General features: G+C 47.7%; 24 protein-coding genes. 3 read left to right on the top strand and 21 right to left on the bottom strand.

Translation table 11 applies throughout. The annotated features are described in order from the left end of the window. Nucleotides 1–31 precede the first annotated feature (31 nt). From KI350_RS08225 to KI350_RS08180, 10 genes are all read right to left on the bottom strand, one after another. Complete coding sequence (locus tag KI350_RS08225; RefSeq protein WP_020453282.1) at nucleotides 32–988, bottom strand: AEC family transporter; 957 nt, start codon at nucleotides 986–988, stop codon at nucleotides 32–34. A gap of 177 nt (nucleotides 989–1,165) precedes the next feature. After that, on the bottom strand, nucleotides 1,166–2,869 hold the full coding sequence (malS, locus tag KI350_RS08220; RefSeq protein ID WP_023857066.1) for an oxaloacetate-decarboxylating malate dehydrogenase: 1,704 nt from the start codon (nucleotides 2,867–2,869) through the stop codon (nucleotides 1,166–1,168). A 338-nt stretch (nucleotides 2,870–3,207) separates the two neighbouring features. Next, a complete protein-coding gene (locus KI350_RS08215) occupies nucleotides 3,208–3,792 on the bottom strand; it encodes a thymidine kinase (RefSeq protein WP_020453284.1) in 585 nt (194 codons plus the stop codon). Nucleotides 3,793–3,870: 78 nt separating this feature from the next. Further along, nucleotides 3,871–4,071: a 50S ribosomal protein L31 gene (rpmE, locus tag KI350_RS08210; RefSeq protein WP_003186051.1), complete on the bottom strand. Its 201-nt coding sequence runs from the start codon at nucleotides 4,069–4,071 to the stop codon at nucleotides 3,871–3,873. Nucleotides 4,072–4,198: 127 nt separating this feature from the next. After that, nucleotides 4,199–5,482 carry a transcription termination factor Rho gene (rho, locus tag KI350_RS08205; RefSeq protein WP_003186053.1) on the bottom strand — a complete coding sequence of 428 codons (1,284 nt, stop codon included), beginning with the start codon at nucleotides 5,480–5,482 and terminating at the stop codon, nucleotides 4,199–4,201. A 451-nt stretch (nucleotides 5,483–5,933) separates the two neighbouring features. After that, nucleotides 5,934–6,899 carry a class II fructose-bisphosphatase gene (glpX, locus tag KI350_RS08200; RefSeq protein WP_023857065.1) on the bottom strand — a complete coding sequence of 322 codons (966 nt, stop codon included), beginning with the start codon at nucleotides 6,897–6,899 and terminating at the stop codon, nucleotides 5,934–5,936. A 66-nt stretch (nucleotides 6,900–6,965) separates the two neighbouring features. Continuing rightward, nucleotides 6,966–8,255, bottom strand: coding sequence for a UDP-N-acetylglucosamine 1-carboxyvinyltransferase (locus tag KI350_RS08195; protein WP_023857064.1), 1,290 nt, complete (start codon nucleotides 8,253–8,255; stop codon nucleotides 6,966–6,968). 257 nt (nucleotides 8,256–8,512) lie between these two features. Further along, entirely contained in the window at nucleotides 8,513–9,148 is a 636-nt protein-coding gene (gene fsa, locus KI350_RS08190; protein WP_020453287.1) for a fructose-6-phosphate aldolase, read from the bottom strand. Between the two features lie 229 nt (nucleotides 9,149–9,377). Continuing rightward, the gene (locus KI350_RS08185) at nucleotides 9,378–10,235 is read right to left on the bottom strand and encodes a class II fructose-bisphosphate aldolase (protein ID WP_020453288.1); all 858 of its coding nucleotides are present in this window, start codon (nucleotides 10,233–10,235) and stop codon (nucleotides 9,378–9,380) included. A gap of 202 nt (nucleotides 10,236–10,437) precedes the next feature. After that, on the bottom strand, nucleotides 10,438–10,815 hold the full coding sequence (locus tag KI350_RS08180; RefSeq protein WP_094777382.1) for a response regulator: 378 nt from the start codon (nucleotides 10,813–10,815) through the stop codon (nucleotides 10,438–10,440). Between the two features lie 173 nt (nucleotides 10,816–10,988). On the opposite strand from KI350_RS08180, the gene KI350_RS08175 reads away from it, so the two are divergent. Further along, the gene (locus tag KI350_RS08175; RefSeq protein WP_020453290.1) at nucleotides 10,989–11,519 is read left to right on the top strand and encodes a DUF2529 domain-containing protein; all 531 of its coding nucleotides are present in this window, start codon (nucleotides 10,989–10,991) and stop codon (nucleotides 11,517–11,519) included. 134 nt (nucleotides 11,520–11,653) lie between these two features. Here KI350_RS08175 and KI350_RS08170 read toward each other — a convergent pair whose 3' ends face one another. The 7 genes from KI350_RS08170 to KI350_RS08140 form a co-directional block, all read right to left on the bottom strand. After that, nucleotides 11,654–13,261 (bottom strand): CTP synthase, encoded by a 1,608-nt coding sequence (locus KI350_RS08170; RefSeq protein ID WP_020453291.1) that lies wholly within the window; start codon nucleotides 13,259–13,261, stop codon nucleotides 11,654–11,656. 256 nt (nucleotides 13,262–13,517) lie between these two features. Further along, nucleotides 13,518–14,033 carry a DNA-directed RNA polymerase subunit delta gene (rpoE, locus tag KI350_RS08165; RefSeq protein ID WP_020453292.1) on the bottom strand — a complete coding sequence of 172 codons (516 nt, stop codon included), beginning with the start codon at nucleotides 14,031–14,033 and terminating at the stop codon, nucleotides 13,518–13,520. A 302-nt stretch (nucleotides 14,034–14,335) separates the two neighbouring features. Then, nucleotides 14,336–15,475, bottom strand: a complete 1,140-nt coding sequence (locus tag KI350_RS08160) for an acyl-CoA dehydrogenase (protein WP_065644466.1) — start codon at nucleotides 15,473–15,475, stop codon at nucleotides 14,336–14,338. A 12-nt stretch (nucleotides 15,476–15,487) separates the two neighbouring features. Beyond that, a complete protein-coding gene (locus KI350_RS08155; protein WP_065644465.1) occupies nucleotides 15,488–16,618 on the bottom strand; it encodes an acyl-CoA dehydrogenase family protein in 1,131 nt (376 codons plus the stop codon). A 12-nt stretch (nucleotides 16,619–16,630) separates the two neighbouring features. Then, nucleotides 16,631–17,494: a 3-hydroxybutyryl-CoA dehydrogenase gene (locus KI350_RS08150; RefSeq protein WP_020453295.1), complete on the bottom strand. Its 864-nt coding sequence runs from the start codon at nucleotides 17,492–17,494 to the stop codon at nucleotides 16,631–16,633. Nucleotides 17,495–17,509: 15 nt separating this feature from the next. Then, nucleotides 17,510–18,688 (bottom strand): acetyl-CoA C-acetyltransferase, encoded by a 1,179-nt coding sequence (locus KI350_RS08145; RefSeq protein ID WP_212930465.1) that lies wholly within the window; start codon nucleotides 18,686–18,688, stop codon nucleotides 17,510–17,512. 97 nt (nucleotides 18,689–18,785) lie between these two features. Continuing rightward, nucleotides 18,786–20,900 carry a (Fe-S)-binding protein gene (locus KI350_RS08140; RefSeq protein WP_020453297.1) on the bottom strand — a complete coding sequence of 705 codons (2,115 nt, stop codon included), beginning with the start codon at nucleotides 20,898–20,900 and terminating at the stop codon, nucleotides 18,786–18,788. A 149-nt stretch (nucleotides 20,901–21,049) separates the two neighbouring features. Between KI350_RS08140 and cls the strand changes: the two genes are divergently transcribed. Beyond that, a complete protein-coding gene (gene cls, locus KI350_RS08135) occupies nucleotides 21,050–22,240 on the top strand; it encodes a cardiolipin synthase (protein WP_020453298.1) in 1,191 nt (396 codons plus the stop codon). 73 nt (nucleotides 22,241–22,313) lie between these two features. Beyond that, nucleotides 22,314–22,580: a hypothetical protein gene (locus KI350_RS08130; RefSeq protein WP_041817356.1), complete on the top strand. Its 267-nt coding sequence runs from the start codon at nucleotides 22,314–22,316 to the stop codon at nucleotides 22,578–22,580. Nucleotides 22,581–22,666: 86 nt separating this feature from the next. Here the strand turns inward: KI350_RS08130 and argS are convergent, their stop codons facing one another. The 4 genes from argS to speE all read right to left on the bottom strand — a co-directional run bounded on the left by argS (nucleotide 22,667) and on the right by speE (nucleotide 26,675). Continuing rightward, entirely contained in the window at nucleotides 22,667–24,337 is a 1,671-nt protein-coding gene (gene argS / locus KI350_RS08125; protein WP_020453300.1) for an arginine--tRNA ligase, read from the bottom strand. Beyond that, nucleotides 24,334–24,762, bottom strand: coding sequence for a YwiB family protein (locus KI350_RS08120; protein WP_020453301.1), 429 nt, complete (start codon nucleotides 24,760–24,762; stop codon nucleotides 24,334–24,336). The genes argS and KI350_RS08120 overlap by 4 nt, the downstream gene beginning before the upstream one ends. A gap of 155 nt (nucleotides 24,763–24,917) precedes the next feature. Then, complete coding sequence (gene speB / locus KI350_RS08115; RefSeq protein WP_059230843.1) at nucleotides 24,918–25,790, bottom strand: agmatinase; 873 nt, start codon at nucleotides 25,788–25,790, stop codon at nucleotides 24,918–24,920. Between the two features lie 54 nt (nucleotides 25,791–25,844). Further along, on the bottom strand, nucleotides 25,845–26,675 hold the full coding sequence (speE, locus tag KI350_RS08110; protein ID WP_081303634.1) for a spermidine synthase: 831 nt from the start codon (nucleotides 26,673–26,675) through the stop codon (nucleotides 25,845–25,847). Between the last annotated feature and the right edge of the window lie 188 nt (nucleotides 26,676–26,863).

The raw sequence follows: 26,863 nt of genomic DNA, 5'->3' as shown, positions 1-26,863 counted from the left end.
GCCATAAAACGGCTTCTTGCAAGCTTTTTCATTATGCTGTAATGGCAATCAATATCGGCAGTGAAATAATTGACAGCACCGCACTGATCACAAACGCGGATGCCGTTTCTGCTTCCTGGCTTTCAAAGTTTGTAGCAATCATAGCCGCCACGGCAGATCCAGGGAATGCCACAAGCAGAACCGCTTTTGTCATGTCGGCGGAAGAAAGGCCCACGACCATCGCGATCACAAACATTAAAGCAGGCTGAGCAGCGACTTTTAATAAAGCGATGCTCAAAGCAGGCATGCTGAATTTGATTTTACGGATTCCGACAGTCACCCCGACTGCGAAAAGAGCGATACCTGAAGTCGTATTTCCGAGCATATCAAGCATTTTCTGCGGCAATTCAGGAATTTGCAGACCGAATAATACAAGAATGATACTTGCAAGCGGTGCAAAAGCGAGCGGTTCAGACAAACCGTGTAAAATTGATTTTCCTGTTACCTTCCAAATGCTGTCTGTCGTTTCCGCTTGTTTTTTAGAAGAACGGCCGACAGTTCCGACGATGATCGCAAGAGGATCAAGCATCGCATTCACGACAATTCCCGTAATCGCGATCGGAATCGCAACTTCCTGCATGCCGAACAGGCTGCCCAATACCGGAATTCCCATAAAGGCGAATGTCGGCTGAGCTGAGTTTAATGAGAACATTGAAGCATCTGTTAAATCGTACTTAAATAAAAATCGTAAAAGAAGCAAAATAATTACGTAAAATCCAACGATACCGATGACCAGTGAAATCATCAGCGGAATCTGGCTGTAAAACTTATCTTTTGGCGTTGACAAAATGCTTGAAACAAAGTGGGCCGGAAGCGCGTATTTCGTAACGAGCGTACTTACCCCTTTTGCAGATTTAGCATCATAGCTTCCAAAGTGACCCGCGAACCATCCCAGCGCAATAACAAAAAATATTGGCGCAAGGAGGATTAAAATATTTAAAAAGTCCAAGACTGTTTCCTCCTCTATGTTGTCCCTTTCAGGGACGAATTAACGGCGGCTGATAAACGCAGTCGCCCTGTTACACAGCCGTCGATCCCATTTTTCATCTTTGATTGGTGCAGCCCGGTGACAAAATATCCGGACCCGGGCTGCTGTTTCTTTTTATCGTTTCCTCAGTATTGAATATTAGTCGCGTTTTGCAACAATTGTTTGATATTCCGGACGCCACATGGCTTCGCGAACCGCCTTTTCGACATCTTCAGGCTGAACTTGAGCCACGCCGTCTTTAATGGCAGCTTTCACAACATCAATTGCCACTTGAACGGATACGTCTTGCAGGTCGTCAATTTTCGGCAGCAGGCCTGCACCCGGTTTTTCATGGTCAACCATGTTCGCGACCGCGTTTGCAGATGCTGCAAACATGCCGTTTGTGATGACTTTCGCCTTCGAAACGATTGTTCCCAGGCCTAATCCAGGGAATACGAAAGCATTATTGGATTGTCCGATTTCGTGTTTCACGCCATTGTACTCAACAGCTTCAAACGGGCTTCCCGTCGCCACAAGCGCTTTTCCGTCCGTCCATTTGAACAAGTCTTCAGGAACAGCTTCAGCCAGATGTGTCGGATTGGACATCGGCAGAATCACCGGACGTTCAGTATGAGCCGCCATCTCTTTGATAATTTCTTCAGTGAAGGCGCCGGCAACACCTGATGTACCAATCAGAATGGTAGGCTTCACTTGACGGATGACTTCCTCAAAGGAAATCTCTCCCTTTTCATTGCGTTTCCATTCTTTCACTTCTTCGGTATCGCGCAAATACGGTTCTTGGAAATCCAAAATTTGATCCATGCCTGTCGTTAATAATCCTCTGTAGTCGACTGTCCAGAATGCGCGGCTGGCTTCTTCTTCTGAAAGCCCTTCAAGCACCATGGTGTCACGGATTTGGTCAGCAATTCCGATACCCGCAGAACCAGGTCCGAAGATGACGACGCGGTGGTCTTTCAAAGACGTGCCGGTCTTTTTAACAGCTGCTAAAATCGCTGCCAGCGTGATAGCTCCTGTTCCTTGGATATCATCGTTAAATGTCGAAATTTTATGGTTATATTTACTCATAATATTGCGAGCGTTTTTATTTCCGAAATCTTCCCAGTGAAGAAGCGCATTAGGGAAAAACTTCAATGCTGTTTCGACATAAGCGTCGATAAATTGTTCGTAACGCTCACCTTCTACACGCGGATGACGGTTTCCGATATAAAGCGGATCGTTTAGCAGTTTTTCATTATTCGTTCCGACATCCAGTACGACTGGGATGACGCGGCTCGGATCGATTCCTGCTGCCGCCGTATATACTGCAAGCTTACCAATTGCAATGTTGATGCCTCCGACGCCCCAGTCGCCGATGCCCAAGATGCTTTCGGAATCGGTCGCAACGATCAAATCGATGTCATCAGCAGACGCCTGCAGGTTTTTAAACGCCGTTTCGATTCCGTCTATATCATCGATTGACAAGTAAACACCGTGCGGTCTGCGGTATTCGTGGCTGTATTCCTGAATCGCTTCACCGACAGTTGGCGTATAGACAACCGGAAGCATTTCACGCAGATGGTTTTGCAATAATTTATAGAAAAGCACTTCGTTTCTGTTTTGCAGATCGTTCAAATATACATTTTGACGAAGTCTGTCAGGTTGACGGGAAAATTGTTCATAAGCCCGTTCCGCCTGCTGATCAAGGCTGAGAACAGTCGGCGGCAGAAGCCCTTCAAGACCAAGGTTCTTTCTTTCTTCAAGCGAAAATGCAACACCTTTATTAAGCGTCGGAATGGAAAGAACGTCTTTTCCCCGCAAAGAAGTCTCCAAATATCCTTCCTTCGTTCTTCTCATGTTGTTCACACTAATTACCTTCTTTCTTAAAATATTAATGAAGTGAAATAAATACGGTAAACAATATAGAACATTTGCCTTTTTTACACATGTAGATTGTCAAATATGTAACGCGCGTTTTTGACAAAAAACTGAACATTTCTTAAAACCTATTTACTTTTTACTGACTACAGTAAGTCATTTTATGCCTGACTTTATCAAAATTCAAGCGATGAAAATTAGTTAATTTTTTCGTATTCTTAATTAAGTTTTTTAATTACATTAATTCCTATAAAAAGGATTCAATAAAAAAAACACTTGTTTTTACCAAGTGTTTTTTGCGTGAAAATCTATGTGTTTGTCCGATTTCATTTTGGCTTTCCAGGCACTTCATGATGGTGGCGACAGCGTGCTTCATATGCTTCGGAAGCCCCCACCAAAATGACCGGATCGTCATAAGAAGCAGGTTTTCCATTGATCAGCCTCTGCGTACGGCTGGCCGGAGATCCGCAGACAGAGCACACCGCTTGCAGCTTCGTCACCGTTTCCGCTAAAGCCATAAGATCTGGCACGACACCGAAAGGCTCGCCCCGGAAGTCCAAATCAAGACCTGCTGCAATCACACGGTAGCCCTGATCAGCCAGAGAAGTTAACGTGCCGACAATCGATTCGTCAAAAAACTGGACTTCATCGACGCCGATGACATCCGTTTCTTTGCTTATGTATTGAAAAATTTCTTCCGGAGATGCGATGGCATGGCAAACAATGGATGTCCCATTATGCGAAACAACCGATTCACTGCTGTAGCGATTATCAATGGCTGGTTTAAACACTTTGACTTCCTGTCTCGCAAACGTTGCCCTTTTGATCCGGCGGATAAGCTCCTCTGACTTGCCCGAAAACATGCTTCCGCATATGAGCTCAAGCCATCCGCTTTGCTTCATGATGTACATCCGACTAACTCCTCTCCAGCGATTATTGCAAGTAAAAAAACAGGCAAGAAAAATCCTGCCTGTTTATCATATCTATTATTACTTAAGACCGTATTTTTTGTTAAAGCGATCAACACGACCATCAGCAGAAGCGAATTTTTGGCGGCCAGTGTAGAACGGATGGCATTCAGAACAAATCTCAACGCGTACCTCTTCTTTTACTGAACCTGTTTCAAATTCGTTTCCACAAGCGCATTTGACTGTTGCTTTTTTGAACTCAGGATGAATTCCTGCTTTCATATCTGTCATCTCCTTCCGCCCTGAATCCAATTCGGAAACAGAGTTATTATTCCGGGACAAAACCTCCGGAACGCACATGATGAAATTATAACAGCGATTCGGACGTTTTGCAAACTAAAGTTTTAAATCAGCGCCTTGCCGCCGACATATTCGCTTGCTTCCATTCCTGGATCAGAATATCGAAAAACTCCTGATTCGTTTTCGTCTTTTTCATTTTTCTCATAAATTTCTCGACGAAATCAGGCGTGTCAGACATCGTTTTCCGGATGGACCACAGACGGTCAAGGTGCTCTTTCGGAACGAGAAGTTCTTCTTTACGCGTACCCGAACGGCGAATATCAATGGCAGGAAAGATTCTTCTTTCCGCAAGAGAACGGTCAAGATGAAGCTCCATGTTCCCTGTCCCTTTAAATTCTTCATAAATGACGTCATCCATCCGCGAGCCCGTGTCGACAAGCGCGGTCGCCAAGATCGTTAAGCTGCCGCCCTCTTCGATGTTGCGGGCTGCTCCAAAGAAACGCTTTGGACGGTGGAAAGCGCCGGGATCGATTCCCCCTGACAACGTTCGGCCGCTCGGTGGAATGACTAGGTTATAAGCGCGGGCAAGCCTTGTAATGCTGTCCATTAAAATGATGACGTCCTTTTTATGTTCGACAAGCCTCATCGCACGTTCCAAAACAAGCTCGGCCACCTTGATGTGGTTTTCAGGCACTTCGTCAAACGTTGAGCTGACGACGTCTCCTGCAACCGAACGTTCGATATCAGTCACTTCCTCAGGCCTTTCATCGATAAGAAGCACGATCAGCTCCGCCTCCGGATGGTTGGTTGTGATGCTGTTCGCGATCTCTTTCAAAAGCATGGTTTTACCTGCTTTAGGCGGAGCGACGATCAGACCGCGCTGTCCAAATCCGACCGGCGCCATCATGTCCATGATCCGTGTTGACAGGTGATTCGGTTTCGTTTCAAGCACCATCTGGCGGTCTGGATAAAGAGGCGTTAACGCTGGAAAGTGCACGCGCTCTTTTGCCGATTCAGGATCGTCGCCGTTAACCGCTTCAACATGCAGAAGGCCGTAATACCGTTCGTTTTCTTTTGGAGGACGGACCTTTCCGGACACTTTGTCACCGTTTCTCAAATCAAAACGGCGGATTTGCGAAGCGGAAATATAGATATCCTCTGAACTAGGGGAGTAATTGATCGGTCTGAGAAAGCCGAACCCTTCAGACTGGATGATTTCCAATACGCCTTCCATGAACAGCAGATCTTCCTGTTCGGCGTTCGCTTTCAGAATGGCAAAAATCAGTTCCTTTTTTGTCAGTTTGCTGTAATAAGAGACTTTATAATGCCTTGCAAGCTCATACAGCTCTTTTAATTTCATATTTTCCAAAGATGAAATGGATACATCTTTCACTAAGAACACCACTCTTTTCTAATCGAATAATTTACTTTGTCTCATCAAATTCATGAAAGACGCTTGATTATACTGCCGATTCGTTTACCGGCAACGCTTCTACCCATATATATCGACGTATTGAAAAGGATTATAAGTATGAGTCGAGAAAGAAGCGAGGACTTAACAAGAGAAGATAATCGCATATCTGATAGATGCGGCAGGATTTTGGCTCTCTAAGAACCAACATGTGCAGAAAATTTCGCAGCACTCTTTAGTTTTACCCCATTTGTCGTACATATTCAACTTCATTTACGATTTGACATGAAATTGATAGAGATGACCCTGTTTTGAAAATGCCTTGACATAAAGAAGAAAAAGCCGTTAGCTATTGTATCAGAGTATGAACCTTGATTCAATTCGTGAAGTGAAATACAAGGGAAAAGCGGGTCGTCTATATCCCCGCTTTTTCTTATGGCCGGATGACCAGGTTAGGTTTTTTCTTGAGACTGTGTCTTCCGTCCACAAACCGCACCGTACCGGATTTCGCTCTCATGACTATACTGTGGGTCGTTCCAACAGATCCTTTGAATTGCACGCCTTTCAAGAGCTCTCCGTCTGTGACACCGGTTGCAGCAAAAATCGCGTCGTCTCCTTTGACGAGGTCTTCCATGCGGAGCACTTTGCCCGTATCAAGCCCCATCTTTTCACAGCGTCTCAGTTCTTCTTCGTTTTGAGGAAGAAGCTTTCCGTGAATTTCTCCTCCGAGAGCTTTGAGTGCGACAGCAGACAAGACGCCTTCCGGAGCTCCCCCTGAGCCGAATAAAATATCGACGCCTGTATGATCAAAAGCGGTGTTAATGGCACCGGCCACGTCCCCGTCGTTGATCAGCTTGATTCGGGCGCCTGCTTCGCGAAGCTCATGGATGATTTCCTCGTGCCGCGAACGGTTCAAAATCGTGGCTACGACATCTTCTACATCTTTATTTTTTGCTTTTGCCACAGCTTTTAAGTTATCAATCACAGGCGCTTCAATATCGATGCAGCCGACAGCTTCAGGACCTACAGCGATTTTATCCATATACATGTCAGGCGCATTCAGCAAGTTTCCGTGATCAGCCACAGCAATGACTGCGAGTGCGTTCCATCCGCCGCTTGCAACGATGTTCGTCCCTTCGAGAGGATCTACTGCTACGTCTACGCGAGGGCCGTAGCCGTTGCCGAGCTTTTCTCCAATATAAAGCATCGGCGCTTCGTCCATTTCCCCTTCTCCGATTACGACCGTTCCCTTCATAGGAATGGTGTCAAATACATCCCTCATGGCGCTTGTCGCAGCGTCGTCGGCCTCGTCCTTTTTACCTCTACCCATCCAGCGCGCTGACTTAAGCGCAGCCGCTTCTGTCACACGCACCAGTTCCATCGATAAGCTTCTTTCCATTCCTATCTAATCTCCCCTCACCCGTATGAAATCGTTTTATGTTTGATCTATCACAGCATTTGTCCATCAGGAATTTTGCAGCTGTTCAATTTCCTGGTCTGTCAATTTTTCGCGCCAGACAGTGGCCCCAAGCTTTGCCAGCTTTTCTTCAAGCTGGCTGTAGCCTCTGTCAAGGTGCTCCAAACCGGTGATTTCCGTGACTCCTTCCGCCATTAGACCCGCAACAACGAGACACGCTCCCGCCCGCAGATCGCTCGCTTTCACCTTGGCGCCCTGCAGAGGAACGGGACCGGTAATAATCGCCGATCTGCCTTCGACCTTCATCGACGCGCCCATGCGCCTCAGCTCGTCAATATGTTTGAAGCGGGCGGAATAAATGGTGTCAGTGACGACGCTCGTCCCGTTTGCCTTCGTTAAGAGCGATGTCATCGGCTGCTGCAGATCTGTCGGAAAACCGGGGTATACGAGCGTTTTTAAATCGACGGGTTTCAGCTCTTTCTGTCCGCCGACCATTAAAATCTGCTCGCTGCTTTCTTCGATTCGAACTCCCATTTCGCGGAGCTTGGCGATTAACGATTCCAAATGCGTCGGAATCACATTATCAATCAGCACTTCTTGTCCCATGGAAGCAGCTGCGATCATGAAAGTGCCGGCTTCGATCCGGTCCGGAATAATCGAGTGTCTGCACCCGTGAAGCGACTCAACGCCTTCGATGCGAATGACATCCGTACCGGCACCTTTTATTTTTGCTCCCATGCTCGTTAAAAGGGTCGCAACATCGATAATCTCAGGTTCTTTCGCAGCATTTTCAATTACGGTTCTGCCTTTGGCAAGCACGGCGGCAAGCATGATGTTGATCGTTGCTCCAACACTGACGACATCAAGATAAATGCGCGCGCCTTTTAATTCCTCCGCACGCAGATAGATCGCACCCTGTTCGTTCGTCACTTCGGCTCCGAGCGCCTCGAAACCTTTGATATGCTGATCAATCGGTCTCGGACCGAGGTGGCAGCCGCCTGGAAGGCCGATGACCGCTTTCTTAAAGCGTCCGAGCATCGCGCCCATTAAGTAATAAGAAGCCCGAAGCTGTTTCACTTTTCCATTCGGCAAAGGCATGCTGATCATCGGCGCAGGATCAACGACCATTTCTCCCTTTTCAAAGTGAACGTTTCCGCCGATCTCTCTCAGCAGATCGCGCAGCGTCAAAATGTCTGAAATATGGGGAAGGCCTTCAAGCGTAACCGTCGAATCAGCCAAAATCGTCGCGGGTATGAGAGCGACAGCGCTGTTTTTCGCTCCGCTTATATGTACTGTGCCATTGAGAGGATCGCCGCCGGCTATATTTAACTTTTCCATGATCGTCTCCTTCCTTAAAGAAGATAGCTAATGGAGCGCTTCATAATGAGATTTCCTTCAGACTCAAAATAAATGGTTCATTTCAAAATCTATCCAATTAAAAGAGAAAGAATACAACACATTTTAAATTTATCGGGAAGAAAAGCAGCGAAGCAGACTGCGGCAAGGTTCTCTTCTGCAAAACATTCATTTCTCTTTGTAAGACAAAATGGTGACAAACGGAGGGAGCCCCTCCACTTGCCACCCACATGAAGCAATTATTTATTCCAGTCAGCTAAAAACTGTTCAATCCCTTTATCAGTCAGCGGGTGCTTTGTAAGCTGATGAATGACTTTGAGAGGCATCGTGCCGATATGCGCTCCCCTTAGCGCGGCTTCAGTCACATGCTGAGCATGGCGGATGGACGCGGCAATGATTTGCGTGTCCAAACCGTGCACATCGAAAATTTGTTTAATTTCACTGATCAAATCGAGGCCGTTGTGGCCGATATCGTCAAGGCGTCCCAGGAACGGGGAAACATACGTAGCTCCTGCTCTTGCGGCAAGAAGCGCCTGGTTTGCGCTGAAGATCAGCGTGACGTTCGTTTTAATCCCGAGATCGGTTAATGCTTTAACAGCTTTCAGGCCGTCAGACGTCATCGGAATTTTCACCGTAATATTCGGCGCGATTTTTGCAAGCTCTTTTCCTTCTTCAATCATCTCTTCAGCCTTCAGAGAAATAACCTCGGCGCTGACTGACCCAGAAACCACTTCGGTAATTTCACGCAGACGGTCATGAAACGAAATGTTTTCTTTTGCTACTAAACTAGGATTTGTCGTAACTCCTGCAAGCACACCGAGAGCGTGCGCCTCTTTAATTTCGTCTAAATTTGCAGTATCAATAAAAAACAGCATATTGATAAAACCTCCTGTCATGAAAATGTCTGAACTGTGGAACATGTTTGCGCTTTCCGGATGATATGGATAAAACCGCCTGTCGCTATCAGGCGGCTTTTTTGACTGAACGGGAAGCAAAAGAGCCTCATGCCGTCAAAGGCATGTGTTAACAGCACTTCCCTAAAACATCAGAAAAACATCCTGTTTCCCCGGCTTTGCGGGAAAACAGATACTTTTCCAATCGTCATTATGCTTTGTTTGAAGAACCAAATTCACGCATTTTGCCGATCACTGTTTCTTTGATAGCTTCGCGTGCAGGTCCGAGGTATTTGCGCGGATCATACTCTTCAGGCTTCGCAGCAAGCGTTTCGCGAACAGCTTTCGCAGAAGCGATTTGGTTTTCAGTGTTGACGTTGATTTTTGCCGTACCTAAAGAAATAGCTTTCTTGATGTCGGCAGTCGGAATGCCTGTACCGCCGTGAAGTACGAGCGGAAGACCAGTTGTGTTTCCGATTTCTTCCATTTCTTTGAATCCAAGGTTTGGTTCGCCTTTGTAAGGGCCGTGAACAGAACCTAATGCAGGTGCAAGGCAGTCGATTCCTGTGCGCTCAACAAGTTCTTGGCACTCTTTAGGGTCCGCGTAGATGACGCCTTCTGCAATGACGTCGTCTTCCTGTCCGCCTACAGTTCCAAGCTCAGCTTCAACTGATACGCCGTGGAAATGAGCGAGCTCAACAACTTTTGAAGTCGTCGCAACGTTCTCCTCGAAAGGATGGTGGGAAGCGTCGATCATAACGGAAGTGAATCCCGCATGAATCGCTTTTGCACAAGATTCAAAGCTTGAGCCGTGGTCTAAATGAATCGCAACAGGTACTGTTACGTTGTATTCTTCCATCAGCGCTTTAACCATTGCCACAACGGTTTTAAATCCGCCCATATAGCGTCCTGCACCTTCTGATACACCGAGGATAACAGGAGATTTCTCTTCTTCAGCGGCTTGTAAAATCGCTTGAGTGAACTCAAGGTTATTTAAGTTAAATTGTCCGACAGCATATCCGTTTTCTTTTGCTTTATTCAACATTTCCGTCATTGATACTAAAGGCATGTCGAAAGTCCTCCTTATGTAGCCTGATTTGCTTTTGCGAAAAAAGCCTCCACACCTACCTAGCATGACCAGAAAAATCCGCCATATGTAAAATGTTTTGGTTTTTTAAAAACGTTAGATAGCTTTTCTCTACTTATATAGAATAACAATTAATCAACAAATCGGCAACATTGTGACTGTGACAACATCAAAAACTTTTCCGCTATCCGTTGGACTTTATGGGCAGATAGGTTTTAACGGCATCGCGAATTTCGTCGATGTCAAAAGGCTTCGCAAAGTGCGTCAGGGCTCCGAGCTCCTTCGATTCCTGGATCATGTCGAGCTCTCCGTAGGCCGTCATAATGATGACGCGGATCCCCTCGTCAATGACCTTCATCCTTTTCAAAATTTCAATTCCGTCCATGCCGGGGATTTTCATATCGAGCAAAACGAGGTCGGGGCGCTGGTTTTTCACAATGTCAAGCGCTTGAATCCCGTTCGCAGCCTGGAAGGTTTTGTATCCTTCTTTATTGAAAACTTCATTCAGCAGAACCCGAATCCCGTACTGGTCGTCTACGATTAAAATCTTCTCATTCATGATTTACACCTCTATATTTATAATTTTCGCCAAAATTAAGCAGTAGTTTATCTATTCTGTTTTGTTTTTCTCTTTTCCTTTAATTAAAATATTTAAGTTTGCGACATATTTAGAGGATTTTTCCCATTATTCTCTTTTGTTATATAATGATAGTCAGTAAAAAAGGAGGAGTCAGCTTGCTTAAAATTTTCACCACTCAATTGACGGGAATCTTCAACCGGATTCAAGAGGGCGAGGCCCAATCGATAGAGGACGGCGCCCGCTTGTTGGCTCAGGCGGTCATCAGTGATCATTCGGTTTATGTATACGGAAAAAATGAATTGGAAGGCATTTTGAAAGAAGCGATGTACAGTTCTGAACCGTTCCCCTCAGTCAAAGTGCTGCCGAAGGACGAAGAAAACTGGCCCGATTTTGAAATGACGGACAAAGTGCTGATGTTCTGCGCCGGTTCAGCAGATGACGAAGAGCTGAAAATGGCGGAAAAACTGTTTGAAAAAGGAATCGGACTTGTTGTCGTCTCCCCTTCGGGAAAAGACGGCGCCCCGATCGCATCATTCGCCGATGTCCATATCGATTCAAAGCTGAGAATGCCGCTTCTTCCCGATGAAGACGGAACAAGGTTCGGATTTCCGTCCCTGATGGTCAGCCTCTACATTTATCATGCCCTATCCTTTACATTAAAGGAAATTCTTCAGGAATACCAATAAAACAGGGTTGCCTAAAGGAAATTAATGACGGTGGGGCCGGCCTTAATGAATATAGTACCAGTTCGGGCCGCCATGATCACCAGAAAAATCCAAAAAAGCCTGCCGGCGTGGTTTGCCGGCAGGCTTTTTCTTTTTTACAGCTTTTCCGAAGTCTTCAGCGAAGCATGTACGAAGTCTCTGAACAGAGCCTGAGGTCTTGTCGGTCTTGACGTGAATTCAGGGTGGAACTGAGACGCGACAAACCATGGATGGTCTTTAAGCTCGATAATTTCCACAAGGCGGCCGTCAGGGCTTGTCCCGGAAAATACGAATCCGGCTTCTTCCATCTGCTGTCTGAATTCGTTGTTGAATTCATAGCGGTGGCGGTGGCGTTCATACACCACTTCATTTTCATATGCCTGATACGCTTTCGACCCTTCTTGAAGCTTGCACGGATAAAGTCCGAGGCGCAGTGTTCCGCCGAGGTCTTCAATGTCCTTTTGTTCAGGGAGAAGGTCGATAATCGGATACGGTGTGGAAGGATCGATTTCGGCTGAGTGCGCTCCTTCAAGACCGAGCACATTTCTCGCGTATTCAATCGATGCCACCTGCATTCCGAGGCAAATGCCGAAGAACGGAATCTTTTGTTCGCGGGCATATTTGACTGTCGTGATTTTCCCTTCAACACCGCGGTCTCCAAATCCGCCCGGCACAAGAATACCGTCCGCATTCTGAACAAGATCGGCAACGTTGTCTTCCGTCACTTCTTCCGCATTGATCCATTTAACCTGAATGTCTGCGTCAAACGCATAACCTGCATGGCGAAGCGATTCCACAACTGAAATGTAAGCATCCGGGAGCTCGACGTATTTACCAACCAAAGCGATTGTCACCGTCTTGGACAGACTTTTCACCTTTTTGACGAGTTCTTTCCATTCTTCCATATCGGCTTCTCTACAATCTAACTTCAAGTGGCTGCAGACCAAGCTGTCCAGCCCTTGTTTTTGCAGGTCGAGAGGAATGGAGTAGAGCGTATCCGCATCGCCGGCCTCGATGACGGCTTTAGGATCGATGTCGCAGAACAGCGCGATTTTATCTTTCATGTCCTGAGAAATCGGCATTTCTGTTCTCACGACGATGACATTTGGCTGGATGCCGAGGCTGCGCAGTTCTTTTACGCTGTGCTGAGTCGGCTTTGTCTTCATTTCTCCCGCCGCTTTAAGATATGGAACTAGCGTACAGTGGATGTACATCACATTGTCGCGGCCGACATCGCTCTTGATCTGGCGGATCGCTTCAAGAAACGGCAGCGATTCGATATCACCGACGGTTCCGCCGATTTCGGTGATCACGACATCAGCGCCCGTTTCTTTTCCGGCGCGGAATACGCGGTCTTTAATTTCATTTGTGATATGAGGTATAACCTGTACGGTACCGCCTAAATAATCGCCTCTGCGCTCTTTTTTCAGCACCGTGGAATAGATTTTTCCTGTTGTCACGTTGCTGTATTTATTTAAATTGATGTCGATGAAGCGCTCATAGTGGCCGAGGTCAAGATCCGTTTCCGCACCGTCGTCGGTTACGAACACTTCACCGTGCTGATACGGGCTCATCGTCCCCGGGTCTACGTTGATATACGGGTCAAATTTTTGAATGGTGACATTCAAACCTCTGTTCTTCAGCAGGCGGCCGAGCGAAGACGCCGTAATTCCTTTTCCAAGCGAGGATACAACTCCTCCGGTTACAAAGATATATTTTGTCATTTCTGTACCCCTCTCTTCGATTAACGCTTATTCCTTAAAATGCTCTTTTTATGAAAAATCATTTAGATCTTTTCTAAATGATTTAAATGATAAGGAGGCGGAAAAACAAGAAAGCTCCCTTTCAATTTCTTGAAAGGGAGCTGATAGTCCGTATCACTCGAATCTCTTCGTTTTGAAGAGCCCAAAATACATACTACATAGTTCGCCTGTGAAAGTCAAGATCGATTTAAACATGAATTCCGTTCAGGCGGCAAAATTACTCCTCGTCTTCCTCTTCTTCAAAATCTTCATCATCATCCAGGATCTCGTCTTCAAGATCATCCAGTTCATCATCGTCGGCTTCATCGATTTCTTCGAATTCATCGGCGTCAATGTCCAAATCGTCTTCGACATCGTCAAGAAGAATATCATCCTCGTCGATTTCTTCGAATTCGTCAAGAGCAAGATCTTCTTCAACCACTTTTTTCGCTTTTTTCTTTTTCGCTTTTACAGTCGGCTGTGTTTCTTCATCAAGCTGATCATACGGATACCAGCTGCGCAGGCCCCACGTTTGGTCTGACAGCGCCAAAAAGCGTCCGTCGATATTTAAATCTGTGTAGAACTGGGCGATGCGGTCTTCCAGCTCTTCTTTCCCCATTCCAAGCAAGGAAGCCACTTGATCTGTTAGCTCCTGGAATGTAATCGGTTTTTTGTGTTCCGAAAAAATTTCGTATGCGATTTCAACTAAAGCCATTTCCTTTAGCTGTTCCTCTGAGTATTGTTTCAAACTCATCGCCAGACACTCCCTTTCTATCTTCATGTATGTATCTACTATCTCTGTCATAGAAAATAAGCATGTAATCCCTGTCTTTACGACAAACCATACCTCTCATTATAAACAAAAGAAATCACTTTATGCCACCTTTATTCCCGTTAATTCAATAATTTTTACCTGTTACATTGGAAATCGGCGGCAAGCGGGATTGAAACATAGAACAGCCGGGAGCGTCCGGCCCCTTGAAAACGAAAAAAACTGCGTCGGCGGCCTGTCCGCCGGCAGCAGCCCAAACCGTGCCAGACGGCTGTTTTCCACCCTTATTTCATCAGCATTCTCGAAATGACGAGCTTCTGAATTTCCTGCGTTCCTTCATAGATTTGAGTGATTTTTGCATCGCGCATAAAGCGCTCGACCGGATAATCCTTTGTGTAGCCGTATCCGCCGAATATTTGCACGGCCTCCGTCGTCACTTTCATAGCCGTATCCCCTGCGTATAGCTTCGACATGGCGGAAGCTTTTCCATAAGGCAGCCCCTCTGATTCCAGCCATGCCGCCTGGTAGGTTAAAAGCCTTGAAGCTTCAATCTCCGTCGCCATATCAGCCAGTTTAAAAGCGATGCCCTGCTGCTCGGCGATCGGCCTGCCGAATTGCTTCCGCTCTTTCGCATACGCCTTCGCCGCCTCAAATGCACCCTGGGCAATCCCGACGGCTTGAGCGGCAATTCCGTTTCTGCCTCCGTCAAGCGTCTGCATTGCAATTTTAAAGCCTTCACCTTCCCCGCCAAGGCGGTTTTTTAAAGGCACGCGGCAGTCCTGAAAGATAATTTCGGTTGTCGGCGATGAACGGATGCCCAGTTTCCTTTCTTTTTTCCCGACAGAAAAACCGGGAAAATCCTTTTCAACGATAAAAGCGGTTGTGCCTTTATGCTTCTGTTCCGGCGCAAGGTTGGCAAACACGATGTAGATGTCTGCAATTCCGCCGTTTGTGATAAAGATCTTCGTTCCGTTTAAAATATAATCATCACCATTTCTGACCGCGGTCGTTTTCATGCAGCCGGCATCAGAGCCTGAACCGGGCTCCGTCAATCCGTAGGCGCCTATCTTTTCACCGCGGGCCATCGGCTTTAAGTATTCCTGCTTCTGTTCTTCCGTTCCGAATGCATAAATCGGCCAGCCCGCAAGCGAAGTATGGGCTGACAAGGTGACGCCCGTTGAGGCGCAGACTTTGGAAAGCTCTTCAACCGCGATGACATAGGCGAGATAGTCGCTGCCGATCCCCCCGTATTCCTCAGGCCACGGTATTCCCGTCAGCCCCAATTCCGCCATTTTGGCAAACAGTTCCATGTCAAACCGCTCTTCCTCATCCCGCTCCTTCGCAGTCGGCTCCACCTCTTGACGGGCAAAGTCGCGCACCATCTTCTGTATCATTTGGTGCTCTTCACTCAGCTTAAAGATCATTCTTTTCCCCCCTTATAAATGCTTACCGATGACGATCCGCTGGATCTCGCTTGTGCCCTCATAAATTTCACACACTTTCGCATCCCTGAAATATCGTTCAGCGCTGAAATCCTTTGTATATCCAAAATCTCCGAGCAGCTGCACGGCCTCTCCGGCGACATACATCGCCGTTTCCGAAGCAAACAGTTTGGCCATTGAAGCAGCCTTTCCCGTTTGCACGCCTTGCTGTTTCAATGAAGCAGCCTGATAGACGAGAAGCCTGGCCGCCTCTGTCCTCGCCGCCATGTCGGCCAGCTTAAAGGCAAGCCCTTGTCCGTTCTTATACAGCTCTCCGTCCGGATGCCGTTTTTTTAGAAATTCGATGGCTTCAGAAAGCGCTCCTTCGGCGATGCCCAAAGCCTGCGCCGCAATTCCGATCCGCCCAGTATCCAGATTGGACAGGGCCATTTTGAATCCTTTTCCTTCCTCCCCCAGCAGCTGCCGGGCGGGAATGACAGCGCTATCAAAATTTAAAGTGACCGTCAGCGAACCGTGAAGCCCCATTTTCTCTTCATTTTTCCCGATAAAAAAGCCCGGCGTGCCCTTCTCCACGATAAAAGCCGAAATGCCTCCCGTTCCCGCGTTCGGATCGGTTGAAGCAAAAACTAGATAAATGTCGGCGGCTCCGCCGTTTGTGATAAAAACTTTCGTTCCGTTGAGCACATAGGTATCGCCGCGCTTTTCGGCCCTGGTTTTTAGACTGCCCGCATCGGAACCGGCACTCGGTTCGGTTAAACAAAAAGCTCCCAAGTACTGCCCTGCTGCCAGCTTTTTAACATAGTGCTCTTTTTGCCGCTCATTTCCGTATAAAAGAATGGGAATAGTGACAATTGACGTGTGTACAGATAGAACCGCGCCAAGAACGGCGCTTTTCTTTGACAGCTCATGGATGGTCATCATATAGGTGATAAAGTCATGACCGGCCCCGCTGTACTTAGCCGGAATCGGAAGCCCCATCCAGCCGCGCTCCGCCATTTTCTTCAAAAGAGAGGTTGGAAAGCGCCCTTTCTCCATTTCAGGTACAAAAGGAGCGACCTCCTGTTTAACAAATTGCCTGACAATCTTCTGCATGCGGGTCTGCTCTTCTGTAAACTGAAAATTCAAGGTCACCCCTCCTTATGTCGGCTGCTTTTCGTACGTATAAAACCCTCTGCCCGTTTTCTTTCCGAGACGTCCTGCGCTGACATATTGTTTAAGAAGCGGACAAGGCCGGTATTTATCATCGCCAAAACCTTCATGCAGCGTCTCCATAATATACAGACACGTATCCAGACCGATCAGGTCAGCGAGAGCCAGCGGGCCCATCGGATGGTTCATGCCAAGCTTCATGATTCCGTCTATGCTTTCTTTCTCGGCGACGCCTTCATAAAGCGCAAAAACCGCCTCGTTAATCATCGGCATTAAAATGCGGTTGGAGATAAATCCCGGAAAATCCCGCACCTCGATCGGCACCTTGTTCATCCGCTCCGCCACAGCCACGATGGTTTCATATGTTTCGCCGCTCGTCTCAAGCCCCCTTATGACCTCGACAAGCTGCATGACCGGAACCGGGTTCATAAAATGCATGCCGATGACATTTTGAGGTTTTTTCGTGACGGAAGCGAGTTCCGTAATCGACAATGACGATGTATTTGATGCCAATATGGCTGAGTCTTCGGTCACTTCATCAAGCCGTTTGAAAATCTCTTTTTTCACATCCATTTGCTCAACAGCCGCTTCAATGATGAGAAAAGCTTCCCGCGCTTCGTCAAGCGAAGCCGAAGGAGAAAGACGCTGGTAGATTTGCTGCACGTCTCCATGCGGAAGCTTGCCTTTTTCCGCCTGTCTCACTAGCTGGCCGGAAATGCGCTTCATTCCCTTTTCAATTTGGTCAGGTGATACGTCGTGCATGTAAACATTGTATCCGGCCTGGGCAGAGACCTGGGCGATCCCGGCCCCCATCTGGCCGGCTCCGATGACCATGATCGTATCTTTTTTCATTTAAAATCCCCCTTTTTATACCTCGATCATCACGGCGTCTCCCTGACCGCCGCCGCTGCAAATGGCAGCAATACCTGTACCGCCGCCGCGCCGTTTTAATTCGTACATAAGCGTCAAAATGATTCTTGCCCCGCTCGCTCCGATCGGATGGCCAAGCGCAATGGCGCCGCCGTTGACATTGACCTTCTCCATGTCAAGGCCCGCGATCTTTCCGCTTGCCAAAGCTACCGCGGCGAAAGCTTCATTGATTTCAAACAGTTTGATATCAGAAAGCTCAGCTCCGGTTTTGTTAAGCAGTTCTCTGATGACAAGCCCTGGGGTTTTCGGGAAATCTTTGGCTTCGACTGCAATGGATGTGTGCGCTTTAATGACGGCGGACACATTCACATTGAGTTCCTTTGCCCTGTCTTCATTCATCACGATAAGCGAACATGCCCCGTCATTTACACCCGGCGCGTTTCCCGCAGTAATTGTCCCGTCATGGTCAAAAACCGGAGCAAGTTGTGACAGCCTTTCCAATGACGTGTCGCGCCGCGGAGCTTCATCTTGATCGACCGTTAATTCGCCGCCTCGCTTCTGCGGTATACGAACCGGGACGATCTCTTCTCCGAGCGCGCCTGAATCCGCAGCCTGTACGGCCCGCATGTGGCTCCTGAGCGCCCACCGATCCTGCTCTTCCCTGGCAATCTCCAACTCTTTCGCAGCGGCATTTCCGTAGGAGCCCATATGAACGCCCGTAAATGAGCATGTCAGCCCGTCTGTGATCATCAAATCTTTAACCGCTCCGTCTCCCATTCTCAGCCCCCATCTCGCTTTTTGAAGCAAATAAGGGGCGTTTGACATCGATTCCATACCTCCTGCTGCAATGACCTCCGCATCACCGGCCCGGATGATCTGATCCGCCATTGTGACGCTTCTTAAACCTGAAGCGCACACTTTATTAATCGTTTCCGTTCTGACGTCCCATGGCAGTCCCGCAAAACGCGCGGCCTGTCTCGACGGCAGCTGCCCCTGTCCGCCTTGAAGAACGGAACCCATAATGACTTCATCGACATCCTCAGGATGTACACCGGAACGTTTTAATGCTTCTTTTACGGCGATTCCGCCGAGCTCCGCTGCCGTCTTTGACTGAAGCGCGCCTCCGAGTTTTCCAAAAGGCGTGCGCGCGCCGCCTGCAATAACCGATCTCGCCACCTGACATCCTCTCCCCTTATTATGATTTGTGCATCCCGAAGATAAAAGAAGGCGGAGATCCGGCTCACACCTTCTTTATTCAAAACATGAAATCCGTCTATGAAGCATGTTCTTTTTGTTCTGAGCCGAATACGGCGCGTTCAAGCAGCTCCGCCACATCGTAGGTGCCGACCTGATCCTCCATTTCCTTGGCTTTTGTTCCGTCGCCGAGCATCGTCAAACAATACGGACAGCCCGAACTGATGACAGAAGGTGATGTGCTGAGCGCCTGCTCCGTTCTGGCAACGTTAATCCTTGTGCCCGCCTCTTCCTCCATCCACATGAGACCGCCCCCCGCTCCGCAGCACATTCCGTTTTCACGGCTGCGTTCCATTTCTGCTAAACGGATGCCCGGAATGGAGCGCAGAATAGCGCGCGGCGGATCGTAAACCTCATTGTAGCGGCCCAAATAGCATGAATCATGAAAGGTGACGGTTTCGTGAACCGGAAACTCAGGTTTCAGCCTTCCTTCTTCAATAAGGGCAGCGAGCATTTCTGTATGATGATACACCTCCGCTTTCAGACCAAAATCAGGATATTCATTTTTAAAAATATTGTATGCATGCGGATCGATGGTTACAATTTTTCGAACATCATTTTTTTCAAATTCCTCAATGTTTTTTGCGGCAAGCTCCTGGAATAAAAACTCGTTGCCAAGCCGCCTCGGCGTATCGCCTGAATTTTTTTCTTTATTGCCTAAAATTGCGAACGTGACCCCGGCTTGATTGAGAAGGCGCGCGAAAGCCATGGCGATCTTCTGGCTTCTCCGGTCATACGATCCCATCGACCCGACCCAGAACAGGTATTCAAAGGACTCGCCTTTTTTCTTCATTTCCTTCACTGTCGGCACCTCAACGTCGTCTCTCATGTCACGCCAGTTTTCGCGTTCTTTTCTGTTTAATCCCCAAGGGTTGCCCTGTCTTTCAATGCTCGTCATGGCGCGCTGGGCATCTGCATCCATTTTTCCTTCTGTGAGCACGAGATAGCGGCGGAGATCGATGATCTTGTCGACGTGCTCATTCATGACAGGGCACTGATCTTCACAATTCCGGCACGTTGTGCATGCCCAAATTTCCTCTTCGGTGATGATGTCGCCGATTAAGCTCGGATTGTATAGCTCTGAAGCAGCCGCTTCTCTTGATCCTTCTCCCCCTGCCGCCATGGCCAGCTGGTTGCCTTTCGTATGCTGAAAGAGCGGCGCGGGAACCCAAGGCGTTTTCGATGTTACTGCTGCTCCCTTTTCTGTCAAATGGTCTCTGAGCCGCAAAATCAGATCCATCGGAGAAAGCATCTTGCCTGTTCCGGTAGCCGGGCACATATTGGTACAGCGCCCGCATTCAACGCACGCGTAAAGGTCGATCAGCTGGGATTGCCTGAATTCCTCGATCCGTCCGACGCCGAATGTTTCTTTTGTTTCATCTTCAAAATCGATTTTTTGAAGCTTTCCCGGGTTTGTCAGCCGGCTGAAAAATACGTTTGCCGGTCCGGCAATTAAGTGGGCGTGCTTTGACTGCGGCACATAGACTAAAAATGTCAGTAAGATGAGAAGATGCGCCCACCATGCCGCATAGAACACTGCCGCTGAGGCGGTTTCTCCCATGAAGCCGAGGACAAAAGCGATGCCTGATGCCATTGGTTCGTGCCATGATAATGAATGTTCATGCCAGATCATGTTCATACCGTTTCCGAGTAAAACGGTAAACATCAAGCCGCCGATCAGCATGAGTACGATCCCCGACTTAAAATTGCGCTTCAGTCTGACGAGTTTTTCAATATAGCGCCTGTGAAAGGCCCAGACCACCGCAATTAAAATCATCAGCGTGACGATTTCCTGAAAAAACGTAAACGCCGGGTAGACGCTGCCAAGCGGAAGTCCTTGATCGGGAACGAGCCCTTTCAAAATAAAATCGATCGCTCCGAACTGAACGAGAATAAAGCCGTAAAAAAACATGACGTGGATAATGCCGCTTTTTTTATCTTTAAGCAGTTTCTTTTGGCCGAACACGTTCTCCCATATCTTTTGAAGGCGCTCCTTCGTCCGCTTATCAAAATCCTCTTTTTGTCCGAGCCTGATGTAACTGATTCTCGTTTGGATCAAGTAGACAAACAGATAAACGGCGTAAGCGGTTACACCTAAAAACGCAATGAAATTCAACCACAATAAGACATTCATCAGCTGCTCCCCCTTTCATTTCCCCAACCTTAAATCCCCTTGAACTACCTTTATCTTAAATAATGAATGAGTGTTCAGTCAATATGTTTTCATAAATGCAGGAAATTAGGGGGACACTATTCTTTACACGAAAAAAGGGAGTGTCTTCATTGGTGCCGCTTATGATTATGGTATGTTTTCTCATCCTGCTTCTTGCGCTCGATTTCCGTTTCGGCCGCAAAGCCTTTGAGAAGAAAGCCTACGAACCCGTTTTTTCAGAGAAGAAAAGCGATATTGAACTGATTCATAATGGAGAAGACTTGTGTGAGCGGCTGCTGGATGACATTCGCCAGGCCGAATCGTCGGTGCATGTCATGTTTTATATTGTGAAGAACGATGACATCAGCCTTGCATTTTTGAAAGTGCTGAAGGATAAAGCGAAAGCCGGCGTAGGCGTACGCTTGCTGATTGACCGGATCGGCGCGATGAAGGTAAAGAAAAAAACGCTGTCAGGCTTGAAACAAAGCGGAGCGCACGTTTTTTTTGTCAACAAGCCGGGCTTCCCTTATTTCTTTTATCGGCTGAATGCAAGAAATCACCGGAAAATCGCCGTCATAGACGGAAAGATCGGCTATGTGGGCGGATTTAACATTGCGAAAGAATACCTTGGTAAAAAAGCGGAGTTCGGCCCGTGGAAGGATTACCATTTGCGAATGACGGGGGAAGGTGTTGCCGACTTGCAGCACATTTTTTTATCAGACTTCAAAAGAGAAGCGCCGCAGGAACAGCCGGACAGCGGCATGTTCCCGCCGCTCCATCAAGGAGCTGTCACCCATGCGATGCATGCGACAAAGGGGTTTTCTCTGGAAAAAAAATATATTTCATTTATTGATCAGGCAAAAGAAAGAATCATGATTTGCACGCCGTACTATATTCCGAGTCCGGCTTTGCAGCAGGCTGTTCTTTCAGCCAGGGAAAGGGGCGTGATCGTGTCGATTCTCGTGCCGATGAAAGCCGACCATCCGCTTGTCAAAGAGGCCGCCTACACGAACTTTCCCGCACTTTTGGAAGCGGGCTGCTATATTTACCGGTACTACAGAGGCTTTTATCATGCAAAAGCATTGATCGTCGACGACCGGCATGTGATGATCGGAACATCGAATTTTGACAACCGAAGCCTGTTTCTCAATGATGAAGTGAATGTCGTCATCCATGATAAAGACTGGGCAAAACAATTCTTTGACGTCGTCAAGGAAAGCATTGAACACGCCGAGCTTCTGACAAAGGAGCGGTATGCGAAGCGGCCGGTGATGCAGCGGCCCGTCGAATGGCTGGCGAAATCGATTTCATACTTTTTATGAATCGTACGTTTATCCTGCATAACATGCGGGTAACATTTCACCAAAGTGATGATTACATACGGAGGGATATATGATGAACCAAGCAGAGTCGATTAAGCTCCGCGCACAATCGATGACGTTAAAAAACTTGATTGAGCTGTACAGACTTTGCCGCTTAGCCAGACATCAGCTTTATATATGCTCAAGAAAAACGATGTGCAAAATTAAAGATTTAATTGAGCTGGAAATGTTCAGAATGGCCAATCGCGAAAATGAGTGCCTGATTGTCATCGAAGGGAAGATGGCGCAGGAGTTAGTAAGAAAAGCACAATCGATACTTTCTGACGCTCAAGTTCAATAAGGAAAGGCGGCGGACCTTCCTTTGTGTGAGACGCCTCCTCACCAAATAAAGAAAAAATCCCCCGTTCAAAGGACGGGGGATTCGTTTTACATTTTTTCAGGAGCTGATACGCCGATCAGCTTGAGTGCATTATTTAATGTGATTTGTGTTGCCTTCATCAATGATAAACGCGCCCGGCTTTTTTCTTCATCTGCGGGATCGAGAACTTTCTCAGCATTGTAAAAGCTGTGGAGCACAGATGCCAATTCAAAAATATAGTTTGTAATGCGGTGCGGAATCCGCTTCTCTGCGGCATCGGCGACGGCCTCAGGGAACGAGCCGATCACTTTAAGCAGATCATACTCTTTTTCAGAAGCGATTTTCGTCAGATCAAGGTTCCCTTCAAATGAAATACCTTTTTCTTCACCTTGTCGCAGCATGCTGCAAATTCTCGCATGAGCGTACTGCGCGTAGTAAACCGGGTTTTCATTCGATGTGGAGACAGCCAGGTCAAGGTCAAAGTCCATGTGCGTATCGGCGCTGCGCATCGCAAAGAAGTAACGCACCGCGTCAAGGCCGACCTCATCAATGAGATCGCGCATTGTCACAGCTTTTCCGGTTCTTTTGCTCATTTTCATTTTTTCGCCGTTCTTGTAGAGGTGGACGAGCTGGATGATCTCGACCTCAAGCGTTTCTTTGTCATAACCGAGCGCTTCAATGGCCGCTTTCATGCGCGGGATATAGCCGTGATGGTCCGCTCCCCATACGTTGATCAGCTTTTGGAAGCCGCGGTCAAGCTTGTCTTTGTGATAAGCGATGTCAGGCAGAAGATACGTGTAGGACCCGTCTTTTTTGATCAGGACGCGGTCTTTGTCATCGCCGAACGCCGTCGAGCGGAACCATGTCGCCCCGTCTTCTTCATAGATGTGCCCTTTTTCGCGAAGGGCTTCGAGCGCCTGATCGATCTTCCCGTTTTGGTAAAGCGATGTCTCTGAGTACCAGACATCAAATGGGACACGGAAATTCTCGAGGTCTTCACGAAGTTTGCCCAATTCGTACTTTAAGCCGTATTCGCGGAAAAACGCGAGGCGTTCGCTCTCTTCTTCATGAACAAAACGGTCGCCGAATTCATCGGCGAGCTTTCGGCCGATTTCCTTAATATCTTCGCCGTGATATCCGTCTTCAGGCATCGGCTTGTCTTTTCCAAGCGCCTGAAAGTAACGTGCCTCGACGGATAATGCGAGGTTGTTGATTTGATTGCCGGCATCGTTGATATAATATTCGCGGCTCACTTCATACCCCGCTTTTTCAAGTACATTGCAGAGAGAATCTCCGACAGCGGCTCCGCGGGCATGTCCAAGATGCAGGTTGCCCGTCGGGTTTGCTGAGACGAATTCCACCTGAACGCGTTCTCCGCCCCCGATATTTGTTTCACCGTAGGCCTCTCCTGCTTCAAGCACAGCCGGAATGAGCTTCGTTAAATATTGATTGTTCATGTAGAAATTGATAAAGCCCGGTCCTGCGATATCAAGTTTGTCGATCGACGCTTTTCCTTTGTCAAAGGATGCGACGATTTCCTCGGCAATATTCCGCGGCGCTTTTTTGGCGATTCTCGCCAGCTGCATCGCCATGTTAGTGGAATAGTCGCCATGCGCCTTGTCTTTCGGGACTTCCAATACGACTTCGGGAATCTCGCTTTCTGCGGCGAGGCCGGCTTTCATGACAGCTTCTTTAATTTCCTGCTTCAGCACATCTTTCATTTGTTCGACTATGTTCATGACTCGTGTCCTCCTCTATACGAAATCGACATCATATGTAAATGCTTTTGTTCATCGCTTACAATCATATCGTACTCAACGCTGATCTTTCCGTTTGGCGGCTGCCGGGTGACTGATACGGATTTTGTATCCACGCCAAGCTCGAGCCTGCCGAAAGGCATTTTATAATGAGTGACGGTGCGGCTGCCCGGCCTGAAACGCTGTTTCATTTCAATGGCGCCGGAACGCATCACCAGAACTTCGTTTTCGCTTGCTTTGACGATCGTCTTCACCTTTCCCGCATCATGCTCTTCATGATAAGAAAGATATATTTTATCTTTTTTCATATAATAAAACCCAGTTGTCCGGAACTCGATCGTTTCTGTGTCCGATCCTTCCCGGATAACAGATTTCACATGGATATTAACGGGTGTCTCCTGATCCATTCCGACACTTCCTTTTTTGATCCGATTTGACTTGATTAGTATAATCATTCGGGAAAAAAAGTTCAACCGCTGCTCCTTTATACCATCTTAACAGAACGGACGGGAAGATAAACTATTTTCTAAGAAAAAAGCCGTCCCGAAAAAGGACAGCCTGTTTATTTCACCCAGCCGAGCAGCATTTCGCGAATCAGCTTGCTTGCTGTATTTGCGGTTTGTTCCGAATGGTCGTAGACCGGAGCAACTTCAACAAGGTCTCCTCCAACGACGTTGACGTCTGAGCGGGCGATTTCGTGAATCGAAGCGAGCAGCTCTTTTGATGTGATGCCTCCGGCGTCAACCGTACCGGTTCCCGGCGCATGTGCGGGATCTAAGACATCGATGTCAATCGTCACATAAACCGGACGCCCTGCGAGTTTCGGCAGGACGGCTTTAAGCGGCTCAAGCACTTCAAATTTGGAAATGTGCATGCCGTTTTCGTTTGCCCATTCAAACTCTTCTTTCATACCGGAGCGGATGCCGAATGAATAGACATTGCCGGGACCGATCAGTTCCGCTGCTTTGCGGATCGGCGTCGAATGCGAGAGCGGCTCTCCTTCATAGTCGACGCGGAGGTCTGTGTGCGCATCCATATGGATGATGGCAAGATCGGGATATTTTTTGTACATCGCTTTAATGACCGGCCATGAAACGAGGTGCTCTCCCCCCATTCCGAGCGGGAATTTTCCTTTTTCTAAAATGCTGTCAACATATTCTTCAATCATGTCTAGGCTCTTCTGCGGGTTCCCGAAAGGCAGCGGGATGTCGCCGGCGTCAAAGAAATGAACCTCGTCCAGCTCCCTGTCCAAATAAGGGCTGTATTCTTCAAGCCCGATGGACACCTCGCGGATTCTCGCGGGACCGAAGCGCGAACCGGGACGGTAGCTGACCGTCCAATCCATCGGCATGCCGTAAAGGATGGCGTCCGCCTCTTCCCAATCGGGGCGGCTTGCAATAAACACCTTGCCGGAATATGCTTCATCAAATCTCATCTTCAAAAACCTCCCTGAAAAAAAGCGCAGAATGCCATCCTGCGCCAAACTGTTTTACTTGATTAAATCGCTGACGAATTTCGGAAGGACGAATGCCGCTTTATGAATTTCTTTTGTATAATATTTCGTCTCAATATCGAAGAAGCGGCTGTCCTCCACTTCAAGAGGATCGTATTTTTTCGAGCCGATCGTAAACGTCCACAATCCGCTTGGATATGTCGGAATGTTGGCCAAATACAGCTTTGTAATCGGGAAGATCTCTTTTACATCGCGCTGAACGTTAGTGATCAGTTCAGGTGTAAACCAAGGGTTGTCCGTCTGAGCAACGAAAATGCCGTCTTCCTTTAGCGCATTTGCTATGCCGGCGTAAAAGCCTTTTGTAAACAAGTTGACAGCCGGCCCTACAGGCTCGGTTGAATCGACCATGATGACATCATACTCATTTTCAGATTGTGCAATGTGCATGAAGCCGTCATCGACCTTTACTTCGACGCGCGGATCGTCAAGTTTGCCTGCAATGGAAGGCAAAAATTTCTTAGAATATTCGATCACCTTGCCGTCGATATCGACAAGCGTCGCTTTTTTCACGCTCGGATGCTTCAAAATTTCACGGATGACGCCGCCGTCTCCGCCGCCGACCACAAGGACATGCTCAGGGTTCGGATGCGTAAACAGGGGCACATGCGCCACCATTTCGTGGTAGACAAATTCATCTTTTTCAGATGTCATAACCATGCCGTCAAGAAACAGCATGTTGCCGAATTCTTCCGTCTCGGCCATTTCGAGCTTTTGAAAGTCCGTCTGCTCTGTATGTAAAGTCTTGTTGATTTTCATCGTAATGCCGAAGTTTTTCGTTTGCTTCTCTGTATACCAAAGTCCGCTCAAAGCGTCATCTTCCTTTCATGATAAGCTGTATTTCCATCTATTTTTCTCGCCTGCGGCGGCGATTATTCTGCACTGAAGCATCGGCTTTTGCCTAAGGAAAAAGTATAGAGGAATTGCAGGTGATTGTAAAGACGGATCGATTCATTTTCAGGAGTCATTCCATTCCCGGCGGCCGTTTTGGCTGAGCT

It is taken from the genome of Bacillus sp. J41TS8 (genome assembly GCF_018333035.1).
Classification (GTDB): Bacteria; Bacillota; Bacilli; order Bacillales; family Bacillaceae; genus Bacillus; species Bacillus paralicheniformis.
Note: the sequence above shows the minus strand (reverse complement) of the source record. Positions and strands in the feature narration are given on the sequence as shown.